The organism is Micromonospora sp. RHAY321, from assembly GCF_023896955.1.
Taxonomy (GTDB): domain Bacteria; phylum Actinomycetota; class Actinomycetes; order Mycobacteriales; family Micromonosporaceae; genus Micromonospora.
Genome location: NZ_JAMHIW010000026.1, coordinates 20,903 through 45,879 on the forward strand (window position 1 = coordinate 20,903; position 24,977 = coordinate 45,879).

Here is a 24,977-nt window from a genome sequence, read left to right on the forward strand (position 1 = left end):
ACTACCCTGTTGTCCGGGTTCACACGCCCGATCCCGCCTACGTCGGGCCGGAGCTAGGCTCATGATCGTGACCTATCTCGCCGCGGATGACCGCTACGACACCATGACCTACCGGCGCAGCGGACGCAGTGGCCTGCGGCTGCCCGCCGTCTCCCTTGGCCTGTGGCACAACTTCGGCCCCGACCGTCCGTTCGAACGGCAGCGCGACATCGTCCGCCGCGCCTTCGACCTGGGCGTCACCCACTTCGACCTGGCCAACAACTACGGTCCCCCGCCCGGCGCGGCGGAGGAGAACTTCGGCCGGCTGCTCGCCACCGACCTCAGGCCCTACCGCGACGAGCTGGTCATCTCCAGCAAGGCCGGCTACCTGATGTGGCCCGGCCCGTACGGCGAGTGGGGCTCGCGCAAGTACCTGATCTCGTCCCTGGACCAGTCCCTGAGCCGGATGGGGCTGGACTACGTCGACATCTTCTACTCGCACCGGTTCGACCCGGACACTCCGCTGGAGGAGACGATGGGCGCGCTGGACGCGATCGTCCGCTCCGGCAAGGCGCAGTACGTGGGCATCTCGAACTACAACTCCGAGCAGACCGCCCGCGCCGCCGCGATCCTGCGCGACCTCGGCACGCCGCTGCTGATCAACCAGCCGTCGTACTCGATGCTCAACCGGTGGACCGAGGCCGACGGTCTGCTGGACACGCTGGAGGAGGTCGGCGCCGGCTGCATCGCCTACAGCCCGCTGGCACAGGGCCTGCTGACCGACCGCTACCTGGGCGGCATCCCCGCCGACTCGCGGGTGCGCACCAGTGTCTTCCTCAACGAGAGCGACCTCAGCGAGGAGAAGATGGCCACCATCCGGGGGCTCGGCGCGGTCGCCGAGGGCCGCGGCCAGTCGCTGGCCCAGCTCGCACTGGCGTGGGCGCTGCGTGACCCGCGGATGACCAGCCTGATCATCGGCGCGAGCAGCGTCGAGCAGCTGGAGACGAACATCGCCGCGCTGGACAACCTCGACCTCACCGCCGAGGAGCTGGCCGAGATCGACCGGCACCTGGGCTGAGCGCCGCCGGGCCGGCGGGCCGGGTCACCAGATCCGGCGCCGTCCGGCCCGGTGGTTGCGCACCTCGCAGGCCCGGCCGACCGGGGGGCCGTCGCTGCGCCGCCGCCGGCTCGCACCGATCAGCAGCGCGACGACCAGCACGGTGGCGGCACCGGCCAGCACCGGCCACCGGCCGGCGAGGTCGGTCACCGACGCCACGGGCACGCCCGGCTCGGCCGCCGCCGCCACCGCCGGCTCGGTCGCCGCCGGGCGGCTCGCGGTGGTACGCGGCACAGCGCTCTTCGTCGCGGCGGCCCGCTTCGGGGTGCCCGTCGCCGTGCCGCCGCGAGCCGAGCGGAACACCACGTCGGAGCAGGAGTAGTAGGTGTCCGGGGTGTTGGAGTTCTGCCAGATCGTGTAGATCAGATGGTGGCCGTCCCGGCCCCCCGGCAGCCGGCCCGGCAGTTGGTACGCCCCGGCCCGTACCGGCGGGTCGGTCAGCGTCAGGAACGGGCGGGCTTCCAGAGCGGCCCAGGTCAGGGGTTTCCGGGGGTCGTAGCCGGGCCGGGTGACGTAGAGCCGGAAGGTGCCCCGGTGCTCGATGGTGGTCCGGTAGCGGAAGGTGAACCGGGCACCGGCGGTCAGTTCGGTGGCCGGCCAGTCGGTCCGGGGCAGGTCCAGTCCTCGGTACGCGGAGAGCCCGCCGCTGCACAGCTCGCCGTCCGGGATCTTCTCCCGGTCCCGGCCGTTGATCGCGGCGACCCGGACGTTGTCCCACTCGCGGACCGCCGCACCCGCCTCGACGGCCGCCCGGCAGGCGCTGGTGGCCGCGTACCGGCCCTCGGGTCCGCAGGCCGCCGCCCGGCTGACCGGGTCGGTCGGGGCGCCGTGCGCGGTGGCGGGCGTGGCGGCCAGCGGCACGGTCGCCACGGCGACCAGCACGGCGGCGAGCACTCGGCGCACGGTCATGGATTGACCTCCCGCGCAGTGGTACGGGCGCGGGGCGGCAAAGGTTCGACGTCGAGGGGGCCGGGAATCGCGGACCCGGGCCCGGCGTTCCGACAGGCGGTACGGGATCGACACCAGATCCCCAGGCCGAGGAGGCAGACATGAAGGTACGCACCTCGTTGCGAGCGCTGAAGCAGAAGCCCGGTTCGGTGGTCGTCCGCCGACACGGCCGGGTCCTCGTGGTGAACCGCGCGAACCCGCAGTGGAAGAGCCGTCAGGGCTGATCGAGCCCCTACCGGACACACAGTCGACGAACGCCCTGGCCGGACATCTCCGGCCGGGGCGTTTTCGTGTGCCCGGCGCCTCGGGCTGTCAGAGGCACCCCGTCATCCTGGTCCCGAGAGGGCCAGCCACCGCGGCGCGAACCGACCTACCGTGGGTGACGTGGATGGCGACAACCCGCTCGGGGAGTTCCTGCGTGCTCGACGGGAACTGGTCCGCCCCGAGGACGTCGGTATCGGCGCCGGCACGGGCCTGCGGCGGGTCCGCGGCCTGCGCCGCGAGGAGGTCGCCCTGCTCGCCGGCATCAGCGCGGACTACTACCTCCGGCTGGAGCAGGGCCGGGACCGCAACCCCTCCGTGCAGGTCCTGGAGGCGCTCGCCCGCGTTCTGCGGCTCGATCGCGACGCGACCGCCCACCTGATCCGGCTGGCCCAGGGGCAGGGTTCCCGCCGATCCACCAGGGCGGCCCGCGCCCGCACGGCCCCGCCCGTCCGGGTGCCGCTGAGCATCCGGCAGCTCATCGACGGATGGGCCGGCAACCCGGCGTACGTGCAGACCCGGTTCTTCGACGTGGTCGCCGTCAACACCCTGGCGGCGGCGCTGTCACCGAACTACGCGCCCGGCGTGAACCTGCTGGAGTCGGTCTTCCTCGACCCGGCGGAGCGGGCTCTTCGCCGGGACTGGGACGACACCACCGAGGAGGGGGTCGCCATCCTGCGCGCCCACACCGGCCCCGAGGTCGACGACCCGCGGCTGGTGGAGCTGGTCGGGGAGCTGTCGGTGCGCAGTGAGCGGTTCCGACGGCTGTGGGCACGCCATGACGTGCACCCGCAGCGGGGCCATGTGGTGCGGTTGACCCACCCACAGGTCGGCGACATCGACCTTCAGTCGAACAAGCTCGCCATCGGCGGCACCGACGGCCTGATCATGGTCGTCTTCCACGCCGAACCCGGCAGCCGCAGCGCCGAGCTGCTCGGCATCCTGGGTAGCCTCACCGCCGCCACCCGGCCGGCCCCGCAGGAGGACCCCCGCTCGACCGGTTGACGCTTTCCGCCCTGTCGTCCCGCCTGCCCGCTTCCGCACGCCGGCCGAGCGGTCACTGCTCTCTCGTCGAGGAAGTGGCCGGCTCGGGACGCGACACCGGCAACGCCGCGACGTCCCGCCTGGAGAACTGCCCGGGGACGGTCAGCCCCGCCCGAGCGCACGAGTGGAAGTTGTTGAGGGCGTTGACCCACTTGTCGGCGAGAGCGTGCCAGACGTCGTCGTCCAGCTTCGTGCCCAGCCGTGCCGGCTGCTCAAGTTGCCAGACGGCGCGGTTCAGCTCGTGTGCCGCCTCGATGGTGGCGCCGTCGGCCAGCAGGGGCAGCGCCTCGAACGCCTCCGACCTGCGTATCTCGACGTCCGCCAGCTCCTGTAGCAGCGCAGCGAGGTCGGCCTCGGAAGCGCCGTTGATACGGCCCGCGTGAACCTGGTTCGCCCGGGTGCCGGCCAGCTTCGCCGCCGAGACGTAGGACACGTACGCGTCCAGTCGGCGCTGGTCCCACCGGACGTGCAGTTCCCTGGCGAACCTGTCGCGATCGGTGAGCCTGCCGACGACGTACGTGCCGGCCGCTCCGGCCAGCACCGCGATCACGGCCGCCAGAGCGGTGATTGCCTGATCCATCGTCAACGCCTCCCTCCGCTGCGGGCAGCGACGGCAAGCAGGGTAGCGACAAACGTCAAGCTCGCGCCCAGAACATGACGAAGGGCGCCCGCCATCTCTGACGAACGCCCTGGTCGCAAGGGTGGAGCCGAGGGGACTCGAACCCCTGACCCCCACACTGCCAGTGTGGTGCGCTACCAGCTGCGCCACGGCCCCTCGCTGCTGTCCCCGGTCGCCCGGGCACTGGCGAAACTATACACATGCCCGCGAGCGTGGTCATCTCGCGGGTCCCACCGCGGGCCGGCCGACGCGGGTCAGTTGAGCGCCACGTCCGGCGGGAAGTGGGCGACGGCGGCCATCATCCCGCCCTGCCGGCGCAGCACCATCGGCCACAGGTCGTCAGGCCGGTCGACGAAGGCGTCACCGGGCAGCGCGTCCAGCACGAACCAGGAGCCGTCGGCGATCTCCTGCTCCAGCTGCCCGCTCCCCCAGCCGGAGTAGCCGGCGAAGACCCGGATGGCGCCGATGCTCTCCCGCAGCCGCTCCGGGTCGACCGATAGGTCGATCGTGCCGACCGCACCGGAGACCTGGTGGAAGCCCTTGACCCGGCGCAGCGGGTGCCGCATCCGGGCCAGGCAGATGGCCGAGTCGGGCTGCACCGGGCCGCCCTCGAAGAGCACCGCCGGGTGGCGGGCCAGGTCGTCCCAGTCGCCGAGCACCTCGGCGACCGGCACCTCGGTGGCCCGGTTCAGCACCACACCGAGCGCGCCGCCCGGTTCGTGGGCGACCAGCAGCACCACCGTACGGTCGAAGTTCGGGTCCTTGAGCGCCGGAGTCGCGACCAGCAGTCGCCCGGTCATCGACTCCATCGCCCGTCCGCCGATCGCCTGGCCCTCTCCCTGCATCTCACACACCCGTCAACCGTGAGCCCACGCCGGGGATCCGTCATTCACCGGACCCGCACGGTGCACCGGGATCAGCCGCGCTGTCAACGCCATGCCTGGCACCATAGCCTGCGCTCCGGGTGCTGGCTAAGGTCTGACGGGCGGGTGATCGGACAGTTAAGACGGAGGGTCGATGGCGCCGACGGCGGACCTCGCGGTGATCGGTGGATCGGGGCTGTACGCCCTCCTCGACGGCACCGCCCACGAGCTGGACACTCCGTACGGCCCACCGTCGGATGCGGTGACCATCGCCGAGGTGGCCGGGCGGCGGGTCGCGTTCCTGCCCCGGCACGGGCGCGACCACCGGTACCCGCCGCACCTCATCCCCTACCGGGCCAACCTCTGGGCGCTGCGCTCCCTGGGCGTACGGCAGGTTCTCGCCCCGTGCGCGGTCGGTGGGCTCCGTCCGGAGCTTGGCCCCGGCACGTTCGTGGTGCCGGACCAGCTGATCGACCGGACCAGCGGCCGGGCGCAGACCTACTACGACCGGGGCGCGGTGCACGTGCCGTTCGCCGACCCGTACTGCCCGAGCGGCCGGCGGGCACTGCTCACCGCGGCCGCCGGCCGGGACGTCACCGCCGTGGACGGCGGGACGGTGGTGGTGGTGGAGGGTCCGCGGTTCTCCACCCGTGCCGAGTCCCGCTGGTTCGCGTCGCTCGGCGGCATGGTGGTCAACATGACCGGCCACCCGGAGGCCGTGCTGGCCCGGGAGCTGGCCCTGTGCTATTCGTCGATCGCCTTGATCACCGATCTGGACGCCGGTCTGCGGGCCGGCGAGTCGGTGACCCAGAGCGAGGTGTTCCGGGTCTTCGCGGCGAACACCGACCGGCTGCGGGCCGTCCTGCTCGACGCGCTGGCCGCGCTGCCCGCCGTCCAGGACTGCGTCTGCGGCCGGGCGTTGGACGGCATCACCCTGCCCTTCCCGCTGCCCTGAGCCGGCGCGGGTGCGGCCCGCCGTTGTGGAGTGGGCCACCGACGCCGGAGAAACGCCCGAAACGCCCGTGACATCCCGATAGATTCGGTTGATCGGTAGGGCGACCTGGGTCGTCCCTGCGCGCAACACGGAGGCAGGCGGCGATGGCAACGGTCCGGGACGCGACGTACGACGTGCTCCGCGCCCTCGGCATGACCACCATCTTCGGCAACCCAGGCTCCACCGAGGAGCCGTTCCTGCGGGACTTCCCGGCCGACTTCCACTACGTCCACGCCCTGCACGAGGCGACGGCGGTCGCGATGGCCGACGGGTACGCCCAGGCCACCGGCACGCCCGCGCACGTCAACCTGCACACCGCCCCGGGCACCGGCAACGGCATGGGCAACCTGGTCACGGCGTGGCACAACAAGACACCACTCATCGTCACCGCCGGCCAGCAGACCCGGGAGATGCTGCTGCTCGAACCCCGGCTGACCAGCCGCCGGGCCGCCGAGCTTCCCCAGCCGTACGTCAAGTGGGGCTACGAGCCGGTCCGCGCGCAGGACATCCCGGCGGCGCTGCTGCGGGCGTACGCGACCGCCGTGCAGCCGCCGGCCGGGCCGGTGTTCCTCTCCCTGCCCATGGACGACTGGGCCCAGCCGGCCGACCCACCGCTGCCGCCGCGCTCGGTGGCCACCCGGTTCGCGCCGGACCCGCAGCGGCTGGACGAGTTCGTGCGGGTGCTGGCCGGCAGCCGCAGCCCGGCGCTGGTGTACGGGCCGGGCGTCGACCGGGCGGGGAGCTGGGCGGCCGCGGTGGCGCTGGCCGAGCGGATGGCGGCACCGGTCTGGTCGGCTCCCGCCCCGGAGCGGGGCGTGTTCCCGGAGGACCACCCGTCCTTCCGGGGGGTGTTGCCGTTCGCGATCGGGCCGCTGGCCGAGGCGCTGCGCGGGCACGACACCGTGCTGGTGATCGGTGCACCGGTGTTCCGCTACTACCCGTACGTGCCGGGCGACCACCTGCCCGCCGGCACCCGGCTGCTGCACGTCACGGACGACCCGGACGAGGCCGCCCGCGCCCCGGTCGGGGACAGCCTGCTCGGCGACCCGGGGCTGACCCTGGCCGCGCTGGTCGAGCTGGTGCCCCCGGCCGACCGGCCACCACCGGCGCCCCGGGACGCACCGGCGCCGCCGGAGGTCACCGCGCCGCTGAGCGCCGACGCCCTGTTCGCCGCGCTTGCCGCGCACTGGCCGGCGGACGGAGTGCTGGTCCAGGAGTCACCGTCCAATCTGACCGCCCTGCGCCGCCGCCTGCGCATCAACCGCCCGGCGTCGTACTTCACGATGGCCAGCGGCGGTCTCGGCTACGGCCTGCCGGCCGCGGTCGGCGTGGCGCTGGCCGAGCGGGACACCGGACGCGGCCGGCCGGTGGTGGCGGTGGTCGGCGACGGATCGTTCCACTACTCGGTGCAGGCGCTGTGGACGGCCGCGCGGCTGTCGCTGCCCGTGGTGGTGATCGTCCCGATCAACCAGCAGTACGCGATCCTCAAGGCGTTCGCCGAACTGAAGGAGACGCCCGGGGTGCCCGGCCTGGACCTGCCGGGGCTGGACATCACCGCCATCGCGGCCGGCTACGGCTGCGCCACCAAGGTGGTGGAGACCCCCGACCAGCTCGGCGCGGCACTCGCCGCCGGGTTGCACGCCGACCGTCCCACCGTGCTGCCGGTACCGATCAGCACCGAGGTGCCCAGCATCCTGTGACCCGCCCCCACCCGGTAACGCGGGCCGCTCAGCGCGGGGCGACCGACAGCGGCGCGCCGGTGGAGACGTCCAGCACCGGCCGGGCGCCCAGTGGAGCGGCGAGGGTGACGGTGACCGGCTCCAGCTTGAGCATGTCGGGGCAGACGCCCGTGGACCGGGTGACCGCACCCCCGACCACGACCACGTCCGGCCGTTCCGACACCAGCGGGGTGATCCCGGTGTCGCAGGCACCGACACCGAGCCGGACGGTCAGCCGCGCGCCGTCCACGGCCGCCAGGTCCTGGGCGGCCACCAGCCCCTCCGGCAGCGGTCGCGCCGGCGCGATGGGCTCGGGGACCGGGGTGACCGCGGTCGGCGCGACGGCGATCCGGGCCACCGGGGTGGCCAGCTCCTCGATGGTGAACAGCCAGGCCGGCACCTGTGCCTCGCCCCGGCTGGTGCGTACCGGCACCGTGCCGAGCTCGACGCCGGTGACGGTCAACGGAAGGCAGGCGGTCTCCGGGCCGCTGGTGACCCAGCCGTCCGGTCCGGGTTCGACGGTGAGGCCGGGGGTCGGCCGTCCCGGCCGCTTCGGCCGTCCCGGACAGGGCAGCGGGTCGCCCTGGTCGAGCTGCCGGTACGCCTCGGCCGCGCTGACCAGCGGCAGGGTCAGCCGTCCGTCCGGGAAGCGGATCTCCCCGCCGACCCGGGTGGGCGGGATCGGGACCTGCTCCCGGTACCAGCCGGCCCGGAAGGCGGCCTCGGTGTCCGGCGTGAAGCCCGGGTCGCCGGTGAGGATCGTCGGCCCCTGGAGTGGCACGTACCCGGTGCGCCAGTCGGGGCTGGGACGCCACGCCTCGGCGACCTCGGTGGCCCGCTGGTCGAACGCCTCCGAACGGTGTGCCGGGGCGGTGGGGCCGTCGGCCGGGTCGGCGCCGGTCGTGGCGCAGCCCGTCGCGAGCATCAGCAGGGGCAGGACGAGCAGCAGGACGGGTCGACGCATGTCGGTTCGACGCGTACGCCGGCGCACCGGTTCCCCGGCCGGCGGCGGCCCGCTCAGGTCTCGCCACCCAGGTCCGTCTGGTACGCCTGCCAGAGCAGGTCGGCGCCTCGGCGCCGATGCCGGGCCAGCGTACGCAGCAGGCAGCCGGCCCGGCCGCGCAGTTCGTCGGGGCTGACCTCGGGCTGCTCCGCCACCCGCTGCACGGCCAGGAGCGCGGCGACGATCGCGGCGTGTTCCCGGGTCAGCAACCGCACGCCGTGGTCCAGCCGGGGCGCGTGCGTGAGCAGTTCCCGGTAGAGGCCGTTGGGCCCCTCGGTGACCCTCACGTGCTCGGCGAAGCCCTGCCCGACCGGGCGCAGCCGGACCAGCACGCGTTCGCGCCAACGGGGCTCGGTCGGCGCGAGGGCGACGGCCCGGGCGAGCGCGTGCAGGTCGCCGGCGAACCCGGCCGGGCGGGGGTCACCGGGAAGCCCGGTGAGGTGCGGACCGGCGGGGAGACCGGCCGGACGCGGAAGCGCGGCGGACCGCCGGGCGACGAGTGACGGCTGCTGGACCGGACCGGTGACCATGGGCACCTCCCGCGCTGTGTTGCTACCGCATACCGCGATGGTGAACCCGCTGGTCCCGCCCTGTCCAGGGCCACCGGACGGCTCATCTACCCCATCGGCCCCACTGGTCACGGCCGCCCCTCCAGCGCGTCCGCTCAGCCTCCGAAGGGGTGCTCCGCCAGGCGGCGCAGGTTCGCGGCGACGGCGTGCGCGTCGCCGTCGCGCCCGTCGAGGGGACGACCGAGGGTGATGGCGTCCGCCAGAGCCCGCAGCTCGGACGGGGGCAGGGTCGCCAGGCCCATGCCGCGCAGCGGGACGGTGACCCGCCGTTCGCTGTCTCTGGCGATGGCGACGATGGCCGGCGCCCGGGCCTCGCGCACCCGCGCGTCGTCCCCCGCCTCGTGGGACGGCACGGTGGCCGCGTCGAACCGAGCGGTGGCGAGGTCGACGGTGCGGCTGGCGAACGCGCCGCGCACCCGCACGCGGCTGCCGTCCAGCCAGGCGGCCGTGCGGAGCACCCGCAGCACCAGGTAGACGCCGAGCAGGACGAACGGCAGACCGCAGAGCCCGACGAGCCAGGCACGCTCGGGCTGGTTCCCGCCACTGCCGGAGTCCCGCAGCGCGGGCGGCAGCAGCCCCGGAGGCAGGTCGCGGGCCTCCTCGTAGGTGGCGAACTCGTCGCCCGGGCCGGTCAGCCGGCGCAGCAGCCCGTCGGCGACCAGGGGCAGCACCAGGTACGTCGCGCCGAGGGCGGCAATGAGGACGCCGACCACCACCGAGACGGTGCGTTGACCGGGTGACGCGCCGACCGACAGGCGTAGTTCCTCGTTCGTCACAGCGGCAGCGTAGGTGAGCCGCGGCCGAGCGCGGCACCCGCACAAGCCTGGATACGACGATGCGCCCCGGCCGGTGGCCGGGGCGCATCGCTTCGAGGTGGTGGAGGTGCCGGGAATCGAACCCGGGTCCTTCGCCGGTTTGTCAGGGCTTCTCCGAGCGCAGCTCGCTGTGCCTCTACTCGGCCCCACCGCTCACGCGAGCAAGTTGGTGTGACGGGCCCAGTCGCTGATTAATCTCGCCGCACGGACCCCGCGACCGGGTCCGATTGGCCAGCCTCCTAGCTGATGCCGGCTACTGGGACGAAGGCGTTCCCAGGCCGACAGACTTAGCTACTCGCCTCAGGCGGCGAGAGCGAAGTCAGCGCGATTGTTCTTGGCGCTTATAAGTTTCCGACGACCGATTCTCGAGACGACGTCGGCTTCCTCGGCTCGCTTCCCCTGTCGCTGCGTACGAAGTCGAAACCAGTCACCCCCTCGACAGGCCGCCGATGTGGCGGCACTGACAAGACTAACGCCTGCCGCAACGGGTTTCATCCCGAGCCCCGGGCCAACTCGCCGACCCGGACAAACAGGATTTTTCAGTCTTCCATGCCCTTGCCGCGCCGACCCGAGACCCGGGCGATCTCCCGGTCCGCGTCCCGCTTGGCGAGGTCCTGACGCTTGTCGTACGACTTCTTGCCCTTGGCCAGCGCGATCTCGACCTTGGCCCAGCCGTCGGAGAAATAGACCTGCAACGGGACGATCGTCAGACCGCCCTCGCGGGTCTTGCCGAGAAGCTTGTCGAGCTCGCCCCGGTTGAGCAGCAGCTTGCGCGTACGCCGGGGCTCGTGGTTGGTCCAGGTGCCCTGGGTGTACTCCGGGATGTGCATCGAGTGCAGGAACAACTCGTTGTCGCGCTCCTGGGCGAACGCGTCGACCAGCGACGCGCGCCCGGCCCGCAGCGACTTGACCTCGGTGCCGGTCAGCGCCATGCCCGCCTCGTACGTGTCGAGGATCGAGTAGTCGTGGCGCGCCTTCTTGTTGGAGGCGACCACCTTGCGCCCCTTTTCCCGTGGCATGGGTGCCACCCCCTCTCCTCCGACGTCCGTGGCCGGGGTCACCCCGGCCGGACAACCGATCATGCTACCTGAATGACAAGGACCCTCCCGCGCCGTTTATTTCCGGCAGCGGGAGGGTCCCCGGGAGACGACGGGACGACCCGTCCGGTGCCTAGACCCGCAGGTAGAAGCGCAGGGTGATCCAGGCGGTGCCGGCGCTGACGAGGCCACCGACGCCCGCCATCAGCGGGAAGATGAACAGGATGTCGCCCCAGGTGATCGGCGAGAGCAGGCCCTGCAACGCGCTGAGCGACCCGTCGAAGAGCAGATACTTCGCCGCGACGAGGGCGACCAGGCCGAGCAGCGAACCGATCAGGCCGGCCACGACGGCCTCCAGCACGAACGGGGCCTGGATGAACCAGTTGGACGCGCCGACCAGCTTCATGACCGCCACCTCACGCCGCTTGCTGTACGCGGCAACCTGGATGGTGTTCGCGACCAGCAGCAGGGCGGCGACAGCCATCACGATGGCCGCGGCCAGCGCGATGTTCTGGATCGAGGTGAGGATGTTGAAGATCTTGTCCAGTAGCCGGCTCTGGTCGACGATCTCGTCGACGCCCTCGGTCTCCTTGTACTGGTCATAGATGTTCTTGTACTGCTCCGGGTTGTTCAGCTTCAGCCGGAACGACTCGGGCAGCTGGTCGGGCTTCACGGCGTTCACCAGGTCCGGAGCGTCCTGGTACATCTCCTTGAAGCGCTTGTACGCCTCGTCCTTGTTGACGTAGAGGACCTCCTTCACCAGGGGGTCGCTCTTCAGCTTGGCGTCCAGGTCGGTGCGCTGCTGCTCGCTCACCTCCTGGCTCAGGAAGATCGAAACCTCGATGTTCTTGTAGTAGAGGTCCTTCATGTCGTCGACCTGGCGGTACATGAGACCGCTGGCGCCGAGCATGGTCAGCGAGACCGCCATCGTGATGATCATCGCGATGGACATGGTCACGTTGCGCCACAGTCCGACCAGTACCTCGGACAGGACGTATTTCACGCGCATCGGGATTTCCTCCGGGTCTCCGGCATGAGGTGTTCGTCGTCAGGCAGCGCAGGGGTGGAGCGCCGGCTCACCCGTAGACACCACGGGCCTGGTCACGCACGATGCGGCCGCTCTCGATCTCGACGACGCGGCGGCGCATCTGGTTCACGATGTTGGAGTCGTGGGTGACCATCACGACGGTCGTGCCGGTGCGGTTGATCCGGTCCAGCAGACGCATGATCTCGATCGAGGTGTCCGGGTCCAGGTTTCCCGTCGGCTCGTCCGCCAGCAGGATCAGCGGCCGGTTCACGAACGCCCGGGCGACGGCGACCCGCTGCTGCTCACCACCGGAGAGCTCGTGCGGGTAGCGGTGCTCCTTGCCACCGAGCCCGACCAGCTCCAGCACCTCCGGCACGACCCGGCGGGCAACCGCCTTGGTCTTGCCGATCACCTCGAGGGCGAACGCCACGTTCTCGTACGCGGTGCGGTTCGGAAGCAGCCGGAAGTCCTGGAAGACACAGCCGATCGAGCGCCGGAAGTGGGGTCGCTTCCAGGAGCGCATCGACGTCACGTCCTTGCCGTTGACGACGACCCGACCCTTGTTGGGGGCGACCTCGTGCAGCAGCATCTTGATGATCGTGGACTTGCCGGAGCCGGATGGACCGATGAAGAAGACGAACTCGCCCTTCTCGATCGAGACGGACACGTTGTCGAGCGAAGGCCGGGACGCCTTCGGGTACGTCTTCGTCACTTGCTCAAGCTGAATCACGGGTGGTGAGTCTACGCGGTGTAATGACAGAGCCAAGCCCCACGCCCCGCAGATGGGGCGCGCGTCCTCGATTCAGGGGTCTACCAGGAGATCGATGACGCGCTCCGCCCGCGCGTCGTCACGCACCGTCGCCGGCGAGCTGACGCTGCTTGCGCCAACGGATACCGGCTTCGATGAAGCTGTCCAACTCACCGTCGAAGACCGAGGTCGGATTGCCGGTCTCCTGCTCGGTTCGGAGATCCTTCACCATCTGATACGGGTGCAGGACGTAGGACCGCATCTGGTCCCCCCACGAGCCGGCGGCGTTCTCCTTCAGCCCCTCCAGCTTGGCCTGCTCCTCCTGGCGCTTCCGCTCCAGCAACCGGGCCTGGAGCACCCGCAGCGCGGAGGCCTTGTTCTGCAACTGGGACTTCTCGTTCTGGCAGGTCACCACGATGCCGGTCGGGATGTGCGTGAGCCGCACCGCCGAGTCGGTGGTGTTGACGCTCTGCCCACCCGGGCCGGACGACCGGTAGACGTCGACCCGCATCTCGTTCTCGGGGATGTCGATGTGGTCGGTCTGCTCGGTGACCGGCAGGACCTCCACGCCCGCGAAGCTGGTCTGCCGGCGGCCCTGGTTGTCGAAGGGGCTGATCCGGACCAGCCGGTGCGTCCCCGACTCGACGCTGAGCGTGCCGTACGCGTAGGGCACCTTGACCGCGAAGGTGGCCGACTTCAGGCCCGCCTCCTCGGCGTACGAGGTCTCGTAGACCTCCGTCGGGTAGCCGTGCCGCTCCGCCCAGCGCAGGTACATCCGCAGCAGCATCTCGGCGAAGTCCGCCGCGTCCACGCCACCCGCACCGGCCCGGATGGCGACCAGCGCCTCCCGGGAGTCGTACTCGCCGGAGAGCAGGGTGCGGACCTCCATCTCCTGGATGGCCTTGGTCAGCCCGGTGATCTCCGCTTCGACCTCGGTCAGCACGCCCGGGTCGGATTCGGCCTCGGCCAGCTCCAGCAGCACCTGGGCGTCGTCGAGCCGGGAGCGCAGGCTGCCCAGCTTGCTGATCTCGCCGTTGACGTACGACAGCTGCGAGGTCACCTGCTGAGCCTTGGCCTGGTCGTCCCACAGGTCGGGGGCGGACGCCTCCTGCTCGAGCCGGGCCTTGTCCTCGTGCAGACGGTCAAGGTTGAGGACGGCCTCGATGTTTCGCAGGGTCGCGTCGAGTTCCTTGAGCTGTTCGGCATAATCGGCAGCGGTCACGACAGACAAGCGTACTGCGCTGGCGAGGAGTGAGCTTGCGAGCCCCGCAGTCCGGCGCGTAAAAGACGCTGCGCTGGCGAGGAGTGAGCTTGCGAGCCCCGCAGTCCGACGCGTAAAAGACGCTGCGCCTCGGTGGGCGGAGCAGCTCGTTCCCTATGGGCGGACCCGCCGGAGATCACCCGACGGGGGCGGACTTCAGCCACGACAGGGCCGCCCGATGGTAGGCGACGGCGAACTCCAGCGCGCTGGCGTCGTACGTCTCCCCGTCCCGTTTGGCGTTCTTGACCTGTTCCCGCACCTGCGCCAGGGCCTCGGTGTGGTACTCGTTGGCGGAGGCGTACAGGCTCTTCAGCTGGCTGGCGGAGTGCAACTCGCCGAAGGCCATCCGGAGCGCTATCGGGTTGCGGATGGTGTCCCGCCCCGGGTTCTCCGTCAGCCAGCGAGAAAATGTCCGTTTCCCGCTGGCGGTGAGGGAGTACGGCTGACTCATCCGCGGCCCGGGCTTGCCCAGCCGCACGAGACCCCGCTCGGCCAGCACCGGCAACTCGCGGTAGACCTGGCTGCGGGTCATCGACCAGTACGGCGCCAGACGGCGCTCAGCGGCGGCCATCAACTGACCGCCTGTCATCGGGCCCTCATGGAGCAGCCCGAGAAGGGCCGCCGCCGTAGGGTTGACTCCGGAATCCGCCATGCCCACTACGCTGCCACTTTGCGCTCGCGACGTCCAGGATTTGGCGGTTTGCCACCCGACAGGACTTCCTATGTGCACTGTCGGCGACAGACTGTCCATTGAGGACTATCGATGGCTTGGCGCCGGTGGCCGACCGCCGGCGGCGCCAGGCGCGCCACCGGCGGTCCGTCGCCGGTCAGCCCATGTGGGGGTACGCGTGGTCGGTCGGCGGCACGAACGTCTCCTTGATCGTCCGCGGCGACAGCCAGCGCACCAGGTTGAGCCAGGAGCCCGCCTTGTCGTTGGTGCCGCTGGCCCGGGCACCGCCGAACGGCTGCTGCCCGACCACCGCGCCGGTCGGCTTGTCGTTGATGTAGAAGTTGCCGGCCGCGTACCGCATCCGCTCGCCGACCGCGTCGATCACCCGGCGGTCGGTGGCGAACACCGACCCGGTCAGCGCGTACGGCGCGATCGACTCGGCCTGCGCGACCACTTCGTCGAAGCGGGAGTCGTCGAACACGTGCACGCCCAGGATCGGCCCGAAGTACTCGGTGGTGAAGGTCTCGTGGGCGGCGTCGGAGCACTCGAAGAGCGTCGGCCGGACGAAGTATCCGACCGAGTCGTCGGCGGTGCCGCCTGCCAGCACCCGGCAGGTGTCGTCGCCCGCGATCAACTCCAGGGCGGCGGTGTGCCGGGAGAACGCCTTGTCGTCGATCACCGCGCCGCCGAAGTTGCCGAAGTCGGCGACGTCGCCGTAGGTCAGCGAGTCGGTGGTGGCGGCCAGCCGGTCCCGCAGACCACCCTCCCAGAGCGAGCGCGGCACGTACGCCCGCGAGGCCGCCGAGCACTTCTGGCCCTGGTACTCGTAGGCGCCACGGATCAGCGCGGTGTGCAGGGCGTCCACGTCGGCGCTGGTGTGCGCGACCACGAAGTCCTTGCCGCCGGTCTCGCCGACCAGCCGCGGGTAGCCCCGGTAACGGGCGATGTTGTCGCCGACGGTCCGCCACAGCTGCTGGAAGACCTTGGTCGAGCCGGTGAAGTGGATGCCGGCCAGGTCCGGGTCGGCGAGCACGACGTCGGAGACCTCCTCGCCCCGGCCGGTGACCATGTTGATCACACCGGGCGGCAGGCCGGCGGCCTCGAACAGCCGCATGGTGAAGTGCGCGGCGAACTGCTGGGTGGGGCCCGGCTTCCAGATCACCGTGTTGCCCAGCAGGGCCGGCGCCGACGGCAGGTTGCCGGCGATGGCCGTGAAGTTGAACGGGGTGACCGCGTAGACGAAGCCCTCCAGCGGGCGGTGGTCGAAGCGGTTCCAGACGCCGGGCGAGGAGGCCGGCTGCTCCTCGAGCAGGCGCCGGGCGAAGTGCACGTTGAACCGGAGGAAGTCGATGAACTCGCAGGCGGCGTCGATCTCCGCCTGGATCGCGGTCTTCGACTGGCCGAGCATCGTGGCGGCGTTGAGGGTGTCCCTCCACGGACCGGCGAGCAGCTCGGCCGCGCGCAGGAAGATCGCGGCACGCTCCTCGAACGGCAGGGCCCGCCACATCGGAGCGGCGTCCTTGGCCGCCTTGATCGCGGCCCGGGCATCGTCGTGGGTGGCGTGCGCGGTCACGCCCAGCACGTGCGCGTGCTTGTGCGGCTGCACCACGTTGATCGAGTCGCCGGCGGCCATCCGCTGCTCGCCGCCGATGGTCATCGGCAGGTCGATGCGCTCGGCGGCGAGCTCGGTCAGCCGCCGCTGGAGCCGCTCCCGGTCGGGGCTGCCCGGCTCGTAGTTGCGAACCGGCTCGTTGCGCGGCTCGGGTACGGAGAACACGGCATCCATCAAGGCTCCTGGCGATCTCGACTGCGGTGGCGAAACCGGACCCGCGGGGACCGACCGGACGGCCGGACACCGGACGCCGCACGGGAGGGCCGAGCAGCGGCGGGACCTCCCGCGATTGTTCCACGTGGGGGTGCCCGCCTCACCTCCACCACCACCCACCGGCGAAGGACCGCCCCACCCCTCCTCCCCTTACCGAGGAGGTGCGGGGAGCAGGACCACCCGGAGGTCGGGCATCCTCGCGGTGGAAGCCGGACGGGCCGGGCGGGCCGCGACCGTCCCGGGGCGGCGGGGCACCCAGCCGGCCCGCGTACCCTGAATGGTCGGTGACCTGCCGCCTTGAAGGGGAGACGATGACCAAGCAGCCCGGCCGCGTCCCGGCCGCGGAGTCGGACGACCCGGCGGTCGACGCGGCCACCCCCAGCGTCGGGCCGGTTCCCGCGCCCGGTGCCGCGGTGCTCGCGCTGCTGGCGCTCGCCTGGCTCGCCGCCATGCTCTGGTCGACCCGGGAGGCCATCACCTCGTCGGCGGCCGGGGTCACCGCGATCAGCCTCTCCGCGTTCGCCCTGCCCGGTGTGATCTCAGCCGCGCTGGTGGCCGGGGCCGCCGTCGCCCTGTCCTTCGGAAACCTGCTCGCCAGCCGGTACGGCGACCGGTCCACCCTGCGCTTCGTCGGGGCGATCGGTGCGGGAATGCTGGTCGGGCTGGCCGCCGCGCTGGCGATCAACCTCACCTACTTCGACACGTCGACCACCAACGTGATCGCCGGCACCACCGCTGCCGCGGCGATCATCGGTGGCGCGGCCGCCGGCGCGCGGACCGCCCCGGCGGTCGGTGCGGTGGCTGCCGCCGCGCTGGGCACGCTGGTCTTCGTGGTCGCGTTCAGCCCCGCCCGGGACCCGCTCTTCGACCTCTTCGGCGCGGGCGACAGCCAGGAGTCGCTGGTGGACGCGGCCAAGTGGGTGTCGCGCACCGAGTCGCTTCTCGCCGGCCTGCTCGCCGGGCTGCTCGCCTTCGGCTACCTGAGCTGGGCACGACGGCGGGCCGTCCGCCGTGACCCCGGGACGCCGGCGCTGCGCTGGCCGGCGTACCTGCTGGCCGGTGCCGGGCCGGGGCTGCTCCTGCTGCTCGCCGAGGTGATCATCCGGATCGGCGGCCGGTCGCTGCTCGACCTGGCCAGCGCGCTGAGCGAGGCCGACGCCGTGGCGCAGACCTCGCTGGGCACCTCACGGGTGGACAACGGCATCTGGGTGCTCTTCGTGGGGGCGCTGACCGCGCTCATCGCGTTCGGACGCACGCTCAGCCCGGCCCACACCGACGACGACGAACCCGCCCCGGTCAGCGCCGACCCGGCCGAGGCGCACCCGTTCGACTCGGATCCGGCGGACACGGAGCCCGCCGACGCCAACCAGGCCGGGGCAGACCCGGCCCGCTGACCGCCCGCCGGCCTCAGCCGGCGGCGCGCAGCAGCAGGTCCAGCTCGGTCACGTCGTACCACTCCAACTCGTGGTCCTCGGCGCCGTCGACCGTGAACTGGGCGTCCGGGTCACCAGCCGCCGCCTCGGCCACCACGTCCGCCGCCGCCGCGACCTCCTCGACCGCGTCCGCGCCGTCCACGTGGATCGCCGCGACGGCGCCCACCGGCACGGCCTCGGCGAGCGTCACCGTGCTGGATCCCAGCTCACCATCGCCCCGGCCGATCGCGGCCGCGGGTAGGTCGACCGAGACGACGACCCGGCGGCGGGGCGCGGCCAGGTCGTCCCGGAGCAGGTGCAGCGCGTCCTGGGCGGCGCGGGTGAACGCGACGTACTCCAACTCCTCCTCGTCGCCCTCGGCGTACCACTCGCGCAGCGCCGGGGTCACCGCGTGCGCCCTGTCGGCCGTCAGCCCCTGCTCCCGCAGCCGGGCCAGCATCGGCACGGTCGCCGGCACGTACACCCGGACAAGCTCGTCGGTCACCGGTCGTCTCCCCGCTCACGTCCTCCACCGGCGGCCGCCGGCACGGGCGCAGATCATGCCGCACGCCGTGACCGTCATACACCCCGCCTCCGGCCGGTGGAAGTTCCCGCACCGGTGTGTCCGCCGCGCTGGCCGGTCGCTGGAGCTGACCGGTGCTGGGCCGCCGGGGCTGTCGATGGCAAACTGATGCAAACGACACCAACCCCGGGAGTTCCTGTGGAGCCGAGGTTCCTGCTGCTCTCCGACGTCGCCGCCGAGCTGAACGTGTCGGACTCGCAGGTCTACCACATGGTGCGCAGCGGGGAACTGCCGGCGATCAAGATCGGTGGTCGCGGTCAGTGGCGGGTCGAACGCGTTCGGCTGGAGGAGTACATCGCGCGGAAGTACGCCGAGACCGCCGACTGGGTCCAGAGCAACCCGCTCGTCGACCGCGACCCCGAGTAGTCCTAGCCTCCGCTGCGCCATTGACCGTGGCCGCTCCATCACCCAGAATCAGAGCTGTCGGAGGCAAACGAAGGCAAACGCAAGATCATAGGGGGCAGTGATGAGCGAGCCGCTACCAGGTCCGTCCCGACCACCTGTGCGGCTGCGCCCCGTCCCGCCCATCGACCCCCCGTACGCGGACGAGGTCGACGGTGCGTACTGGCCGGCACCGACCCACGGCCAACTCGCCCTCGACCTGTTCGCCTCGACCCGACCGGATCCGGTCCGGCCGCCGGACCGCCGTGCCGCCCTCCGCCGGGTGCCCACCCGACCCACCACCCACCCGGGCGCACCGCTGCCACCGGCGACCGCTCCGGAGGCGACCCGCGCCGCGCACCGCTTCGTCGGCACCTGCCTGGAGGTGGTCAACGGCTACCGGTCTCCGGCGCAGCTACGCCCCCTGCTCGACCCGGCCCGGGCCGGTGAGCTGTTGGCCGAGTTGGCCCGGGCGTCGCGTCGCGTCGGATCGCCCCGGCGCCGCGCCGCGCGACCGGTGGTCCGGCTGCTCCGCCTGCGGGTCTGCGAGCCCCGCGAGGCCGCCGTCGAAGCGGCCGCGGTGCTCACCGGCGCGGGTGGCCGAAGCTGGGCGATGGCGCTCCGCCTGGAGCACCGGCGAGGGCGCTGGGTCTGCACCGCCCTGCAGATCCTCTGAGCACACCTGCCGTCGAGGGCTGCCGACAGCGAAGGACCCCGGCCAGATCGACCGGGGCCCTCAGCTCTGTCGCTCAGGTGCCGTCGTTCAGTTGCCGCCGTTGGGCGCGCCGTGGCAGCGCTTGTACTTGCGGCCCGAGCCGCACGGGCACGGCGCGTTGCGGGACGGGCCGTTGCTGGCCTCCGCCTGGTTCGGTGCCGGCCGACGCGACGCGGCAGACGGGACCGCCGGGCCCCGAAGGCCGGAAGCCGGCCGCTGCGGGGCGGACGGGGCGCTCGACCCCGGTGACGCCGGGGCACCCGGAGCCGGCCGACCCACACCGAGCGCCGGAGCCTGCTGCTCGGCCTGCTCGACGGCCACCGCACCGGGGCTGGACTCACCGTCGATGGTGGGGGCGGAGTATTGCAGGCCCTGCCGCTGCGGCGCGCGGTTGAGACCCTTGGCTCGGATCTCCACCGGCTTGTCGAGCAGCGCGACCTCCTCCGTGTCCGGCTCCGGCTCGGTCACCTGGACATCGACGTTGTAGAGGAAGCCGACCGTCTCCTCCTTGATGCCGTCCATCATGGTGGCGAACATGTCGAAGCCCTCGCGCTGGTACTCCACCACCGGGTCACGCTGGGCGTACGCCCGGAGGTTGATGCCCTCCTGGAGGTAGTCCATCTCGTAGAGGTGCTCGCGCCACTTGCGGTCGATGACCTGGAGCAGCACCATCCGCTCGAGCTGACGCACCCCCTCGGGGCCGACCTGCTCCTCGCGGCGGTCGTACGCGGCGTGCGCGTCCTCCTTGAGCCGGGCGACCAGGAAGTCGGCGTCCATGCCGGCCCGGGAGCCGCCGGCCTCCTCCTCCAGCTCCTCGATCGTCACGCCGACCGGGTAGAGCTGCTTGAGGCTCGACCAGAGCTGCTCGAGGTCCCAGTCCTCGCCGTAACCCTCGGAGGTGGCACCCCGCACGTACGCCTCGACCACATCGTCGATCATGTTGCGGACCTGGTCGGAGAGGTCCTCACCGTTGAGCACCCGGAGCCGCTCGGCGTAGACGACCTGGCGCTGCTTGTTGAGCACCTCGTCGTACTTGAGCACGTTCTTACGGATCTCGGCGTTCTGGCCCTCGATCTGGGCCTGGGCGCTCTTGATCTGCCGGGTGACCATCTTCGACTCGATGGGCACGTCCTCCGGGATGTTGAAGCGCTCCATGACCGCCTCGACCGCACCGGCCCGGAAGCGCCGCATCAGCTCGTCCTGCAGCGACAGGTAGAAGCGCGACTCGCCCGGGTCACCCTGCCGGCCGGCGCGACCACGCAGCTGGTTGTCGATCCGCCGGGACTCGTGCCGCTCGGTGCCCAGCACGTACAGGCCACCGGCCGCGGCGACCTCGTCGGCCTCGGCGTCGCAGGCCTGCTTCCAGTTGGGCAGGACCTCCTCCATCGCCTTGGCGTACTCCTCCTCGTTCTCCACCGGGTCGAGGCCGCGCTGGCGCAGCTCGTTCGCGGCGAGGAACTCGGGGTTGCCGCCGAGCAGGATGTCGGTGCCACGGCCGGCCATGTTGGTCGCCACGGTGACCGCGCCCTTGCGCCCGGCCTGGGCGACGATCTCGGCCTCCCGGGCGTGGAACTTGGCGTTCAGCACCGCGTGCGGGATGCCCCGCCGGCGCAGCAGCTGGGAGAGGATCTCGGAGTTTTCCACCGAGACGGTGCCGACGAGCACCGGCTGGCCCATCTGGTGCCGCTCGGCGATGTCCTCGATCACCGCGTTGAACTTGGCCTTCTCCGTCTTGTAGATGACGTCCGGCCGGTCCTCGCGGACCATCGGGCGGTGCGTCGGGATGCTCACGACGCCGACCTTGTAGACCTTGTTGAACTCGCTCGCCTCGGTCTGCGCCGTACCGGTCATCCCGGACAGCTTGTTGTAGAGGCGGAAGTAGTTCTGGAGGGTGATGGTGGCCAGGGTCTGGTTCTCCTGCTTGATCTCCACCCCCTCCTTGGCCTCGATCGCCTGGTGCATGCCCTCGTTGTAGCGGCGGCCGTGCAGGATGCGACCGGTGAACTCGTCGACGATCAGGACCTCACCGTCACTGACGATGTAGTCCTTGTCGCGCTTGTACAGCTCCTTGGCCTTGATGGCGTTGTTCAGGTAGCCGACCAGCGGAGTGTTCACCGACTCGTACAGGTTGTCGATGCCGAGCCGGTCCTCGACCTTGGCGACGCCGCGCTCGGTGACCGCGATGGTGCGCTTGGAGTGGTCGACCTCGTAGTCGCCCTCGCCGTCGGTGCCGGGCTGGAGCCGGGCCACCACGCCGGCGAACTCGCCGTACCAGCGGGCCGAGTGCTCGGCCGGGCCGGAGATGATCAGCGGGGTACGCGCCTCGTCGATCAGGATCGAGTCGACCTCGTCGACCACCGCGAAGTTGTGACCCCGCTGGACCAGCTCGTCCTTCGACCAGGCCATGTTGTCGCGCAGGTAGTCGAAGCCGAACTCGTTGTTGGTGCCGTAGGTGATGTCGCACTCGTAGGCGGCCTTGTGCTCGCTGGCCGGCCGGTTGGGCAGCACCACGCCGACGGTCAGCCCGAGGAACTCGTGCACCCGACCCATCCAGGCCGCGTCGCGCTGGGCGAGATAGTCGTTGACGGTGACCACGTGCACGCCGTCGCCGGAGAGCGCGTTGAGGTAGACGGCCATGACCGAGGTCAGCGTCTTACCCTCACCGGTCTTCATCTCGGCGATGTTGCCGAAGTGCAGCGCCGCTCCACCCATCACCTGGACGTCGTACGGCCGCTGGCCGAGCACCCGGGCGGCCGCCTCGCGGGCCACCGCGAACGCCTCCGGCAGCAGGTCGTCGAGGGTCTCGCCGTCGGCGAGCCGCTCCCGGAACTGCTCGGTCATGCCGCGCAGCTCCTCGTCGGTGAGGTTGACGTAGTCGTCCTCGATCGAGCTGACGGCGGCGGCGATGGCCTTGAGCCGGCGCACCATGCGGCCCTCGCCCGCGTTAAGGACCTTTTCCAGAATCGACACGGATCAACGCTCCCCTAGACAGTCTCGAACCATCGTAGGCGCTCCATCGGCGCGATGGTCACTGGTGGCGGCGGTCCATCCCGTTGAACCCGACATAACGCGCGCGACGGGAGCGCGCGGGCCGTTATCCGGTTACGCCGTCGGCGAACGTTCCGGCACGATGCAGGAGTGGAGCCTGTGGAGATCATCGAGGACGGCGTACTGCTGCGCCCCTGGCGGGAGGCCGACACCGACGCCGTGTACCGAGCGTGCCAGGACCCGGACATTCAGCGTTGGACCACCGTACCGCGCCCATACCTGCCGGAACACGCTCACGGGTTTGTCACCGAGGTGAGCGGACGGGCCTGGGCGGACGGAACCGGGGCACCCTTCGCGGTCTGCGACCCGGCAACCGGCCAACTGCTCGGCTCCTGCGGGCTGGTCTCCATCGGCGACGCCGGCACCGGCGTGATCGGCTACTGGACGGCGCCGTGGGCGCGCGGCCGGGGGGTGACGGTCCGGGCCGCCCGCGCGGTGGCCCGCTGGTCCTTCGACACGCTCGGCCTGCGCCGGCTGATCTGGCAGGCCGAGGTGGGCAACCACGCCTCCCGGCTGGTCGCGCTGCGGGCCGGGTTCCGGATCGACGGCCGGCTGCGGATGGTCGACGGAACACCGAACGACGGCGCGGACGGCTGGATCGGGTCGCTGCTGCCCGGGGAGGTGCCCGAGCCGGGGTCGACCGGGCCGGCCGGTCCGGGCACCCTGGCCGCCCGGCGGGCCGCCGTGTTCGGCCGACCGCAGCCCACCCTGTTCGCCACCGCCCGGTCCGGCGAGCTGCGGCTGCGGCCCATGGAGGAGCAGGACCTGGACGCCGTGGTGGAGACCTGCCGCGACCCGGAGACCATCCGCTGGACCACCGTGCCGGACCCGTACGAGCGTGCCGACGCGCAGTGGTACCAGGGCTTCAGCCAGGAGGCCTGGGCGCGGGGGGACGACGCCTGCTTCGTGATCGCCGACCCGGACGACCGGTACGCCGGCTCGATCGACCTGCGGCTCTCCCCCGCCGACCCACTGCTCGCCGACGTGGGCTTCATGACCGCTCCGGCTGCCCGGGGCCGCGGCTACATGCCGGCCGCCCTGGCCGCGCTGAGCGCCTGGGGCATCACCACGCTCGGCCTGGCCCGGATCGAGTGGAAGGCGAACGTGGGCAACACCGCCTCCCGCCGGGCTGCCGAGAAGGCGGGCTTCGGGTTCGAGGGGACCGCCCGGGGCGGCGTGCAGCACCGGGGCGAGCGGGTCGACGTCTGGGTGGCCGCGCTGCTCGCCAAGGACCTGACGTGACGCCTCAGCGGGTCGTCGAGGCGCACGGCGTACGCCTGCGCCCGTTCCGTTCCGAGGACGCCGCCGACGTGGTCGCCGGCTGCGCGGACCCGGTCACCCAGCGGTTCCTGCCGAACCTGCCCACGCCGTACACCGAGACCGACGCCCGCTGGTGGATCGATGCGGGCGCCCCGGCGGCCTGGACCGGGGGCGGCGCGGCCTACGCGGTCGCGGACCCGGCCACCGACCGGCTGCTCGGCGGGATCGGGTTGAGCAACCCGGTGCCCGACCGGGGTCAGGCCGAAATCGGCTACTGGGTGTTGCCGGCGGCGCGCGGGCGTGGGGTGGCCGGCGCGGCCACCCGCGCGCTGAGCGAGCACGCTTTCGCCACCGGGACCGTACGGCTGGAACTGCTCACCGACCCGGAGAACGGGCCCAGCCAGCGGATCGCGCTCGCCGCCGGCTACCGGTACGAGGGGGTACGCCGGGCGGCAAGCCCGAGCCGGGAGGGCGGCCGGCGGGACCTGCTGGCCTGGGTGCGCCTCGCCGACGATCCACCCGGTCCGGCCGCCCGGCCGCTGCCCGACCTGCCGGACGGGCTGCTCACCGATCAGGTGGTGACCCTGCGCAGGCTCGCACCGGACGACGCGGAGCTGATGTACCGGCTGCACAGCCGACCCGAGGTGGTCGCGAACCAGGCGCCACCGGTGCCGCCGGAGCGGGCCGCGATCGAGCGGCGCTGCCGGCTCGCGGAGAGCGGATGGCTGACCGGCGACATCGCCCGGTTGCTGATCCTCGACGCGGCCAGCGGCGAGCCGGCGGGCAGTTGCGGGTTGTCGTACACCGACGTGGCCAGCGGCGAGGCGTCGGTCGGCTACGCGTTGCTGCCCGAGTGGCGGGGCCGGGGGTACGCGACGCGGGCGGTCCGGCTGCTCGCCGGGTGGGCGTTCGGGCCGGCCGGCATCGCCCGGCTGGTTGCCGGCACCGTGCCGGACAACATCGCCTCGCACCGCGTGTTGGAGCGGGTGGGCTTCCGGCGCGAGGCCCTGCAGCGTGGCAGGCTCCCCGGCCTGGCCGGCACCCGACTCGACGATCTGACCTTCGCCCTGCTGCCGGCCG

The 24,977-nt window shown here is 71.9% G+C and carries 24 protein-coding genes, 1 tRNA gene and 1 other RNA gene; 10 read left to right on the plus strand and 16 right to left on the minus strand.

Annotated features, from left to right (window positions below):
- The first annotated feature begins 61 nt into the window (after positions 1-61).
- Positions 62-1,057, plus strand: a complete 996-nt coding sequence (mgrA, locus tag M8C17_RS30400; protein WP_252420034.1) for an L-glyceraldehyde 3-phosphate reductase — start codon at positions 62-64, stop codon at positions 1,055-1,057.
- Between the two features lie 24 nt (positions 1,058-1,081).
- Here the strand turns inward: mgrA and M8C17_RS30405 are convergent, their stop codons facing one another.
- A complete protein-coding gene (locus M8C17_RS30405) occupies positions 1,082-2,005 on the minus strand; it encodes a lytic polysaccharide monooxygenase (RefSeq protein WP_252420036.1) in 924 nt (307 codons plus the stop codon).
- Positions 2,006-2,145: 140 nt separating this feature from the next.
- Between M8C17_RS30405 and M8C17_RS30410 the strand changes: the two genes are divergently transcribed.
- Positions 2,146-2,268, plus strand: a complete 123-nt coding sequence (locus tag M8C17_RS30410; protein ID WP_074317072.1) for a ribosomal protein bL36 — start codon at positions 2,146-2,148, stop codon at positions 2,266-2,268.
- A 160-nt stretch (positions 2,269-2,428) separates the two neighbouring features.
- On the plus strand, positions 2,429-3,310 hold the full coding sequence (locus M8C17_RS30415; RefSeq protein WP_252420038.1) for a helix-turn-helix transcriptional regulator: 882 nt from the start codon (positions 2,429-2,431) through the stop codon (positions 3,308-3,310).
- A 52-nt stretch (positions 3,311-3,362) separates the two neighbouring features.
- Here M8C17_RS30415 and M8C17_RS30420 read toward each other — a convergent pair whose 3' ends face one another.
- The 3 genes from M8C17_RS30420 to M8C17_RS30430 form a co-directional block, all read right to left on the minus strand.
- The gene (locus M8C17_RS30420; RefSeq protein WP_252420040.1) at positions 3,363-3,929 is read right to left on the minus strand and encodes a hypothetical protein; all 567 of its coding nucleotides are present in this window, start codon (positions 3,927-3,929) and stop codon (positions 3,363-3,365) included.
- A gap of 122 nt (positions 3,930-4,051) precedes the next feature.
- Positions 4,052-4,124, minus strand: a tRNA-Ala gene (locus M8C17_RS30425).
- Positions 4,125-4,222: 98 nt separating this feature from the next.
- Positions 4,223-4,813 (minus strand): YqgE/AlgH family protein, encoded by a 591-nt coding sequence (locus tag M8C17_RS30430; protein WP_252420070.1) that lies wholly within the window; start codon positions 4,811-4,813, stop codon positions 4,223-4,225.
- A 172-nt stretch (positions 4,814-4,985) separates the two neighbouring features.
- Between M8C17_RS30430 and M8C17_RS30435 the strand changes: the two genes are divergently transcribed.
- Together M8C17_RS30435 and mdlC are read left to right on the plus strand one after the other, a co-directional pair.
- Positions 4,986-5,786, plus strand: coding sequence for an S-methyl-5'-thioadenosine phosphorylase (locus M8C17_RS30435; protein WP_252420042.1), 801 nt, complete (start codon positions 4,986-4,988; stop codon positions 5,784-5,786).
- A 143-nt stretch (positions 5,787-5,929) separates the two neighbouring features.
- Entirely contained in the window at positions 5,930-7,525 is a 1,596-nt protein-coding gene (gene mdlC / locus M8C17_RS30440; protein ID WP_252420044.1) for a benzoylformate decarboxylase, read from the plus strand.
- Positions 7,526-7,553: 28 nt separating this feature from the next.
- Here mdlC and M8C17_RS30445 read toward each other — a convergent pair whose 3' ends face one another.
- From M8C17_RS30445 to pruA, 10 genes are all read right to left on the minus strand, one after another.
- Positions 7,554-8,507, minus strand: a complete 954-nt coding sequence (locus M8C17_RS30445; RefSeq protein WP_252420046.1) for a hypothetical protein — start codon at positions 8,505-8,507, stop codon at positions 7,554-7,556.
- A gap of 53 nt (positions 8,508-8,560) precedes the next feature.
- Entirely contained in the window at positions 8,561-9,076 is a 516-nt protein-coding gene (locus M8C17_RS30450; protein WP_252420048.1) for a hypothetical protein, read from the minus strand.
- Between the two features lie 134 nt (positions 9,077-9,210).
- A complete protein-coding gene (locus tag M8C17_RS30455) occupies positions 9,211-9,891 on the minus strand; it encodes a hypothetical protein (protein ID WP_252420050.1) in 681 nt (226 codons plus the stop codon).
- Between the two features lie 98 nt (positions 9,892-9,989).
- Positions 9,990-10,365: a transfer-messenger RNA gene (ssrA, locus tag M8C17_RS30460) on the minus strand.
- Positions 10,366-10,469: 104 nt separating this feature from the next.
- Positions 10,470-10,949: an SsrA-binding protein SmpB gene (gene smpB, locus M8C17_RS30465; RefSeq protein WP_252420071.1), complete on the minus strand. Its 480-nt coding sequence runs from the start codon at positions 10,947-10,949 to the stop codon at positions 10,470-10,472.
- A gap of 151 nt (positions 10,950-11,100) precedes the next feature.
- Positions 11,101-11,976 carry a permease-like cell division protein FtsX gene (gene ftsX, locus M8C17_RS30470; protein WP_252420052.1) on the minus strand — a complete coding sequence of 292 codons (876 nt, stop codon included), beginning with the start codon at positions 11,974-11,976 and terminating at the stop codon, positions 11,101-11,103.
- 67 nt (positions 11,977-12,043) lie between these two features.
- Entirely contained in the window at positions 12,044-12,724 is a 681-nt protein-coding gene (ftsE, locus tag M8C17_RS30475) for a cell division ATP-binding protein FtsE (RefSeq protein ID WP_030331491.1), read from the minus strand.
- Between the two features lie 118 nt (positions 12,725-12,842).
- Positions 12,843-13,964: a peptide chain release factor 2 gene (gene prfB, locus M8C17_RS30480; RefSeq protein ID WP_252420054.1), complete on the minus strand. Its 1,122-nt coding sequence runs from the start codon at positions 13,962-13,964 to the stop codon at positions 12,843-12,845.
- Between the two features lie 175 nt (positions 13,965-14,139).
- On the minus strand, positions 14,140-14,655 hold the full coding sequence (locus M8C17_RS30485) for a PadR family transcriptional regulator (protein WP_089017591.1): 516 nt from the start codon (positions 14,653-14,655) through the stop codon (positions 14,140-14,142).
- 175 nt (positions 14,656-14,830) lie between these two features.
- Positions 14,831-16,459, minus strand: a complete 1,629-nt coding sequence (gene pruA / locus M8C17_RS30490) for an L-glutamate gamma-semialdehyde dehydrogenase (protein WP_252420056.1) — start codon at positions 16,457-16,459, stop codon at positions 14,831-14,833.
- Between the two features lie 350 nt (positions 16,460-16,809).
- Between pruA and M8C17_RS30495 the strand changes: the two genes are divergently transcribed.
- The gene (locus M8C17_RS30495; protein ID WP_252420058.1) at positions 16,810-17,892 is read left to right on the plus strand and encodes a hypothetical protein; all 1,083 of its coding nucleotides are present in this window, start codon (positions 16,810-16,812) and stop codon (positions 17,890-17,892) included.
- Positions 17,893-17,905: 13 nt separating this feature from the next.
- Here M8C17_RS30495 and M8C17_RS30500 read toward each other — a convergent pair whose 3' ends face one another.
- Entirely contained in the window at positions 17,906-18,415 is a 510-nt protein-coding gene (locus M8C17_RS30500; RefSeq protein ID WP_252420060.1) for a hypothetical protein, read from the minus strand.
- Positions 18,416-18,601: 186 nt separating this feature from the next.
- Here M8C17_RS30500 and M8C17_RS30505 point away from each other — a divergent pair, with 186 nt between their 5' ends.
- Positions 18,602-18,859: a helix-turn-helix domain-containing protein gene (locus M8C17_RS30505; protein WP_252420062.1), complete on the plus strand. Its 258-nt coding sequence runs from the start codon at positions 18,602-18,604 to the stop codon at positions 18,857-18,859.
- 100 nt (positions 18,860-18,959) lie between these two features.
- Positions 18,960-19,550 (plus strand): Rv3235 family protein, encoded by a 591-nt coding sequence (locus tag M8C17_RS30510; RefSeq protein WP_252420064.1) that lies wholly within the window; start codon positions 18,960-18,962, stop codon positions 19,548-19,550.
- Between the two features lie 87 nt (positions 19,551-19,637).
- Here M8C17_RS30510 and secA read toward each other — a convergent pair whose 3' ends face one another.
- Complete coding sequence (gene secA, locus M8C17_RS30515; RefSeq protein ID WP_252420066.1) at positions 19,638-22,559, minus strand: preprotein translocase subunit SecA; 2,922 nt, start codon at positions 22,557-22,559, stop codon at positions 19,638-19,640.
- Between the two features lie 168 nt (positions 22,560-22,727).
- On the opposite strand from secA, the gene M8C17_RS30520 reads away from it, so the two are divergent.
- Together M8C17_RS30520 and M8C17_RS30525 are read left to right on the plus strand one after the other, a co-directional pair.
- Positions 22,728-23,879 (plus strand): GNAT family N-acetyltransferase, encoded by a 1,152-nt coding sequence (locus M8C17_RS30520; protein ID WP_252420068.1) that lies wholly within the window; start codon positions 22,728-22,730, stop codon positions 23,877-23,879.
- On the plus strand, positions 23,876-24,977 hold a 1,102-nt coding region (locus tag M8C17_RS30525), incomplete at its 3' end, for a GNAT family N-acetyltransferase (protein WP_252420069.1). The genes M8C17_RS30520 and M8C17_RS30525, both read left to right, overlap by 4 nt.